The 6,824-nt window shown below is 72.4% G+C and carries 8 protein-coding genes; all 8 read right to left on the bottom strand.

The annotated features are described in order from the left end of the window. Positions 1–62: 62 nt before the first annotated feature. On the bottom strand, positions 63–1,286 hold the full coding sequence (metK, locus tag AC1DP0_RS15560; RefSeq protein WP_478085765.1) for a methionine adenosyltransferase: 1,224 nt from the start codon (positions 1,284–1,286) through the stop codon (positions 63–65). A gap of 134 nt (positions 1,287–1,420) precedes the next feature. After that, complete coding sequence (gene coaBC / locus AC1DP0_RS15555) at positions 1,421–2,656, bottom strand: bifunctional phosphopantothenoylcysteine decarboxylase/phosphopantothenate--cysteine ligase CoaBC (protein WP_478085762.1); 1,236 nt, start codon at positions 2,654–2,656, stop codon at positions 1,421–1,423. A gap of 26 nt (positions 2,657–2,682) precedes the next feature. Continuing rightward, entirely contained in the window at positions 2,683–2,946 is a 264-nt protein-coding gene (gene rpoZ, locus AC1DP0_RS15550; protein ID WP_030201887.1) for a DNA-directed RNA polymerase subunit omega, read from the bottom strand. A 101-nt stretch (positions 2,947–3,047) separates the two neighbouring features. Continuing rightward, the gene (gene gmk, locus AC1DP0_RS15545) at positions 3,048–3,662 is read right to left on the bottom strand and encodes a guanylate kinase (protein ID WP_478085760.1); all 615 of its coding nucleotides are present in this window, start codon (positions 3,660–3,662) and stop codon (positions 3,048–3,050) included. After that, positions 3,662–3,979, bottom strand: a complete 318-nt coding sequence (gene mihF, locus AC1DP0_RS15540) for an integration host factor, actinobacterial type (protein WP_030201881.1) — start codon at positions 3,977–3,979, stop codon at positions 3,662–3,664. Before mihF ends, gmk begins: the two co-directional genes overlap by 1 nt. A gap of 165 nt (positions 3,980–4,144) precedes the next feature. Further along, positions 4,145–4,987: an orotidine-5'-phosphate decarboxylase gene (gene pyrF, locus AC1DP0_RS15535; RefSeq protein ID WP_478085757.1), complete on the bottom strand. Its 843-nt coding sequence runs from the start codon at positions 4,985–4,987 to the stop codon at positions 4,145–4,147. 97 nt (positions 4,988–5,084) lie between these two features. Beyond that, positions 5,085–6,035: a dihydroorotate dehydrogenase gene (locus AC1DP0_RS15530; protein WP_478085753.1), complete on the bottom strand. Its 951-nt coding sequence runs from the start codon at positions 6,033–6,035 to the stop codon at positions 5,085–5,087. After that, positions 6,035–6,824 (bottom strand): dihydroorotate dehydrogenase electron transfer subunit (locus AC1DP0_RS15525; RefSeq protein WP_478085750.1); only part of this gene is annotated, 790 nt, incomplete at its 5' end. The genes AC1DP0_RS15525 and AC1DP0_RS15530, both read right to left, overlap by 1 nt.

The raw sequence follows: 6,824 nt of genomic DNA, 5'->3' as shown, positions 1-6,824 counted from the left end.
GCCCTGAGGCCGGTCGATGCCTGGTTTCGTCGTTCTGATCGCCCACGAGGGCGAACCTATACTCAGACGGAGACGGCGTTGCGCAGGGCCTCGACGCGGTCGGTGCGCTCCCACGTGAACGGGTTCTCGACGCCGTCGGCCTTGGTGCGGCCGAAGTGGCCGTAGGCGGCGGTCGGGCGGTAGATCGGGCGCAGCAGGTCGAGCGCGTCGACGATCGCGGCCGGGCGCAGGTCGAAGACGTCGCCGATGGCCTGCTGGATCGCGTCGACGGGCACGGTCTCGGTGCCGAACGTCTCGATGTAGAGGCCGACGGGCTGCGCCTTGCCGATGGCGTAGGCGACCTGGACCTCGCAGCGACGGGCCAGACCGGCGGCGACGACGTTCTTGGCGACCCAGCGCATCGCGTAGGCGGCCGAGCGGTCGACCTTGCTCGGGTCCTTGCCGGAGAAGGCACCGCCGCCGTGGCGGGCCATGCCGCCGTAGGTGTCGACGATGATCTTGCGGCCGGTCAGGCCGGCGTCACCCATCGGGCCACCGATCTCGAAGCGGCCGGTCGGGTTGATGAGCGCCCGGTAGCTGCTGACGTCGAGGTCCGTGCCGCTGTCGCGCAGCTCGGCGAGGACCGGCTCGATGACGTGGGTGCGGATGTCGGGCTCGAGCATGCCCTCGAGCGAGACGTCGGGTGCGTGCTGGGTCGAGAGGACGACGGTGTCGAGCGACACGGCACGGTCGCCGTCGTAGGCGATGGTGACCTGGGTCTTGCCGTCGGGGCGCAGGTAGGCCAGCTCCTCGCTCTTGCGCACCTGGGTCAGCCGCTCGGACAGACGGTGGGCCAGGTGGATCGGCAGCGGCATCAGCTCGGCCGTGTCGTCGCACGCGTAGCCGAACATCAGGCCCTGGTCCCCCGCGCCCTGCTTGTCGAGGAGGTCGCCGACCTCGCCGGTGCGGTGCTCGTGCGCGGTGTCGACGCCCTGGGCGATGTCGGGCGACTGCGCGCCGATGGAGATCGAGACACCACAGGTGCGGCCGTCGAACCCCTTCTGCGAGCCGTCGTAGCCGACCTCGAGGATGGTCTCGCGCACGATCCTCGGGATCTCGACGTAGGCCGTCGTCGACACCTCGCCGGCGACGTGCACGAGCCCGGTCGTGACCATCGTCTCGACCGCGACGCGCGCCTGCGGGTCGTCGGTCAGCAGGGCGTCCAGGATCGAGTCGCTGATCTGGTCGCAGATCTTGTCCGGGTGTCCCTCGGTGACGGACTCGGACGTGAACAGCCGTGCGGACACTTGCTCTCCCTAGCTCGGGTGCGGGGTGGTGTGTGGGTGATGCGGGGGTCGTATGCGTGCGGCGGGGTGCTGCGCGGGAGCCTGCTCGGGCCTTCCGCGAGGCACGCGCCCACGTTGGGGCGAGAGTCTAGTGCTCAGTCCAGCAGCGGCGAGATGGCGTCCCACAGCGCGTCCGCCACGGCGTCCTTGGAGGCGGGTCCGACCGTGGTCACCTCGTCGTTGCCGCGCAGCATCAGGTGCACGGTCGTGTCGTCCTTGCCGAAGGTCAGGTCGGTGCCCACCTGGTTGACGACCTGGAGGTCGCTGCCCTTGCGGGCGAACTTCGCGCGGGCGTGGTCCATGACGCTGCCCCTGGCGTCGCCCGTCTCGGCCGCGAAGCTGACGACGAGCGGCGCCCGGCCACCGCGGGCGTCGCGTGCCGTCACCAGGGCGCGGACGATGTCGGGGTTCTCGACGAGCTCGACCGTCAGGCCGCCGTCGGGATCGGACTTCTTGATCTTGCTGTCGCTCACCGACGCGGGCCGGAAGTCGGCCGGGGCCGCGGCCATGACGACGACGTCAGCGCCGTCGGCGGCCTCCTCGACGGCGCGCTTGAGCTCGAGGGTCGTCTCCACGGGCACGACGTCGATGCCCTCGGGCACCGGGACCGACATCGTGGCCGCGACGAGCGTGACCTTCGCCCCGCGCTCGGCCGCCGCACGCGCGATGGCCACGCCCTGCTTGCCGGACGAGCGGTTGCCGAGGTAGCGCACCGGGTCGAGCGGCTCGCGGGTGCCTCCGGCGGAGACGACGACGCGGCGGCCCTCGAGATCGCGGATGGGTGCCTCCGCCGGAGCCGGAGCGCCACCCTCGACGATCGCGAGGCACGCGGCATACAACGCCTCGGGTTCGGGGAGACGACCGGCGCCGGTGTCCTTGCCGGTGAGGCGGCCCACCGCGGGGTCGATGACGTGCGCACCGCGCGAGCGCAGGGTGGCGACGTTGGCCTGCGTGGCCGGGTGCTCCCACATCTCGGTGTGCATGGCCGGCGCGAACGCCACCGGGCACCGGGCGGTGAGCAGGGTGTTGGTCAGGAGGTCGTCCGCGAGCCCGTGTGCGGCCTTCGCGAGGAGGTCCGCGGTGGCCGGCGCGACCACGACGAGGTCGGCGGACTGTCCGATGCGCACGTGCGGCACCTCGTGGACCGAGGTCCACACCTCGGTGCTGACCGGCTTGCCCGACAGGGCCGCCCACGTCGGCGCGCCCACGAACTCGAGCGCCGCCGCGGTGGGCACGACCGTGACGTCGTGCCCGTGCTCGGTGAAGAGCCGGAGCAGCGAGCACGCCTTGTAGGCGGCGATGCCGCCGCTCACCCCGAGGACGACACGCATCGGCTGCTCCGGTCTCGTCGAGGTGCTCAGGCCTCGGTGGGCGTCGAGGTCAGCAGGCCCTCGTTGATCTCGCGCAGCGCGATCGACAGCGGCTTCTCGTGGACCTCGGTCTCGACGAGCGGGCCGACGTAGTCGAGCAGGCCCTCCTGCAGCTGCGAGTAGTAGGCGTTGATCTGGCGAGCGCGCTTGGCGGAGTAGATGACGAGCGCGTACTTCGAGTCGGCAACGGTCAGGAGGTCGTCGATCGGCGGGTTGGTGATGCCGATGGGAGCAGCCTGGGTACCGGACACAGTGATCTCGTTTCGTTGGTTTCAGCGGGTGTGAGGTGTGCGACGCGACGTCGACGGCCGCGCGGCCGTATGCCGTCGGCTGGCACACATCAGGGCGGGACTCACCGGTCGGCGCGTCCCGATCTCATCAATGATACGAGTTCTTCGCTGGCCCGACGAACATCGTCGTTGACGACGACCTCGTCGAACTCGCTCTGGGCGGCCAGCTCGGCCCGGGCGGTGGACAGTCGGCGCTCCCGCTCGGCCTCGCCCTCGGTGCCGCGACCGACGAGACGGCGCACCAGCTCGTCCCAGCTCGGCGGCGCGAGGAAGACGAAGAGGGCGTCGGGCCACGTCTCCCGCACCTGACGGGCACCCTGCAGGTCGATCTCGAGCAGGGCGTCGCGACCTTCGCTGATGACCCGCTCGACGGGCCCGCGCGGGGTGCCGTACTTGGCCGCGCCGTGCACGACGGCGTGCTCGAGGAACTGGCCCGCCTCGACGAGCCGGTCGAACTCGTGGTCGTCCACGAAGTGGTAGTGGACGCCGTCGACCTCGCCGGGCCGGGGGCTCCGTGTGGTCATCGAGACCGAGAACCACACGCGCGGGAAGTGGGTGCGGACGTAGGCGGCGATGGTGCCCTTGCCGACCGCGGTCGGGCCGGCGAGCACCGTGAGGCGGCCGCGCCGGGGCGCGTCGTGCTGGGGCTCCGCGGACGAGGCTCCGTCTGCCGCCATCACGGCTTCTCGAAGCGGTGCAGCAGCGCCGCGACCTGGTTGGCGCCGAGGCCGCGCACGCGGCGGGACTCGGCGATCCCGACCTCCGCCATGATCGCCTTGGCCCTGACCCGGCCGACGCCGGGCATCGACTCGAGCAGCTCGGTGACCTTCATCTTGCCGATGACCGCGTCGACCTTGCCGTCCTCGAGGACCTCGGCGAGCGAGCCACTGGAGTACTTCAGCCGGTTCTTGACCGCAGCACGCTCCCGACGGGCGGCTGCAGCCTTCTCGAGTGCTGCGGCCCGTTGCTCCGGGGTGAGCGGTGGAAGCGCCACGGTCTTCGGTCTCCTTGCTGCCTTCGGGAAGCGCCCCGCGCCCCCGTCGTTCTCCACGTCTCGTGATGTCTCCGCCGAACCTAGCGATCTGGCGGCGCGCGCCGCAACGCGGGGGCGGGGGTCCCGCAACCTGCACCTCGTCCGGGCGCCGGCTCCGCCCGGGCGTCAGCCGCGCAGCGACTCGAGGACGCGGTGCGTCTGCGCGACCAGACGGCTCGGGTCAGGTCCTGCGCCGAGGATCTCCCGGCTCGAGGAGGCCAGGACCTGGCCCTGCGCGGGGCCGAAGGTCGCCGCGAGCGACTCGACGGTCCCGCCCTGCGCGCCGAAGCCGGGGGCCAGCACGGGGGTCGCGGCCTCGACGAGGTCGAGCCCGAGGTCGTGGACCGCGCTGCCGACCGTCGCACCGATGACGAGACCGATGCTCCCGAGCTCACCCCGGGCCCGCGCCGCGGCGTTGTCACCCCCGGCGCCTTGGACGATCGAGGCCGCGACGGACTCGCCGCCCCGCACGGCGTGCTGGACACCGGCGCCCTCCGGGTTGGAGGTCAGGGCGAGGACGAAGAGCCCGCGCCCGTGCCGCTCCGCGAGGTCGATCGCGGGGCGCAGCGACTCGTAGCCGAGGTAGGGACTCACGGTCAGCGCGTCCGGCGGGGCGACGGCGTCCGGCCCCAGGTAGGCCTGGGCGTATGCCGCCATCGTCGACCCGATGTCGCCGCGCTTCGCGTCGAGGATCGTCAGCGTCCCTGCCTCGCGCAGCTCGGTGAGCACCCGCTCGAGGACGGCGAGCCCACGGCTGCCGAAGACCTCGAAGAAGGCCGACTGTGGCTTGACCACGGCGACCCTGCCGGCGAACGCCTCGACGCAGGTGAGCGCGAACCGCTCGAGCCCCGCCACGTCGTAGGTCAGTCCCCACGCCTCGACCAGCGCGCGGTGGGGGTCGATCCCGGCGCACAGCGGGCCGTGCGTGGTCATGGCCTCGTGGAGGCGGGCCCCGAAGGCCTTGCTCATGGTCGGTCTCCGTTCGTTCTCGACTGGTTGGGGCTCCGGTGGCTCGCGTGGTTGGGGTCGGCGGGCCTCAGCGGTCGTGCGCGACGCCGACGGCGTCTCAGCGGCCGTGCGCGACGCCGACGGCGTCGGTGAACCGCTCGAAGCCCTTGGCCTCGAGCAGCTCGCACAGCTCACGCAGGACCCGGACCGGGGCCGACGGGTCGTTGAAGACGGCCGTGCCGACCTGGATCGCGCTCGCGCCGGCCGCGACGAGCTCGAGGGCGTCGCGCCCCGTGCGCACTCCCCCGACCCCGATGATCGGCACGGTCCTCATGCGTCCCTCGGACATCGCCTGGCGCACCTGCCAGATGGCGCGGACCGCGACGGGACGGATGCCCGGTCCCGAGAGACCACCGGTGACGCCGCCGAGCTGGGGCCGCATCCGGTCGGTGTCGATGACCATGCCGAGCAGCGTGTTGATCATCGTCAGGCCGTCGGCGCCGGCCTTGACACAGGCCGCCGCGATGGCCGCGATGTCCGTGACGTCCGGGCTCAGCTTCGCGAAGACCGGGATGTGGCGCGGGAGCTGCTCGCGCACGAGTGCGATGACCTTGGCCGAGGCGAGCGGGTCGCAGGCGAAGACGAGACCGCGGTTGGCGACGTTGGGGCACGAGATGTTGACCTCGACGCCGACGACGGCGTCGAAGGCCCGGCTCGCGCGCAGGCTGGCCGCGACGTGGGCGAACTCGGTGCTCGAGCTGCCGGCGATCGAGGGCAGCACGCGGGCGCCCACGGACTCGAGCCACGGCAGGTCCTCGTCGACGAACGCCTCGATGCCCGGCCCCTGCAGGCCGATCGAGTTGAGCATCCCGGAGGGCGTCTCGGCCATGCGCGGGGTGCCGCGACCCGATCGCGGGTCGGCCATCACGGACTTCGTGACGAACGCCCCGAGGTCGGCGACGTCGAAGAAGCGGTGCAGCTCCTTGCCGTTCGCAGCGCAGCCCGAGGCCGTCATGAGCGGGTTGGGCAGGCGGTGCCCGCCCCCGAGGTCGACGGAGAGGTCCACCATCAGTGGCCACCCACCTTCGGGGCGCCGACGGCGTCGTCCGGCACGCGGGCATGACCTCCGTCGAAGGCGTCCCACCGGACGCGGTCACCGCGGAAGACGGGTCCCTCGACGCACGAGCGCACCATCCGCGTCCTCCCGTCGGAGCCGACGACCGGCATGACGCAGGTCATGCAGACACCGACGCCGCAGGCCATCGACTCCTCGACGGCGACCTGGGCCACGGCGCCGTGCGCCTGGGCGACCCGGGTGACCGACTCGAGCATCCCCATGGGCCCGCAGCCGTAGACGACGCCGGCGCCGGTGCGGTCGATGATCTCGGGCAGCGGGTCGCTGACCCAGCCCCGCTGGCCGGCCGAGCCGTCGTCGGTCGTCACGGTGACCCCGTCGCAGCTGCGCCGGGCCTCCACCACGCCGAAGAGCCGGTCCTCGCTGGCCGCGCCGAGGACCATCTCGACGTGACAGCCACGCTCGCGCAGCTCGCCGGCGAGCCAGAAGAGCGGGGCACTGCCGTAGCCGCCTCCGACGAGGACGCAGGCGACGGGGGCGGTGGGCAGCGGGAACGCCTTGCCGAGGGGACCGACGACGTCGATCGGGTCGTGCGGGGCGCGCTCGACGATCCACCGCGTGCCGACGCCGACGGCGGACACGACGATCTCGACGGTGCCGCCGTAGGTGCCGCTGGGGCTGACCTTGTGGATCGAGAACGAGCGCCGCAGCAGCGTCCCGGAGGTCTCGCCCCCGACCGCCAGGGCGACGAACTGACCCGGGCGGGCGAGCTCGGCTATGCCC

Source organism: Terrabacter sp. P5_B1, from assembly GCF_056400505.1.
This window is presented reverse-complemented; position numbering and strand designations above follow the sequence as displayed.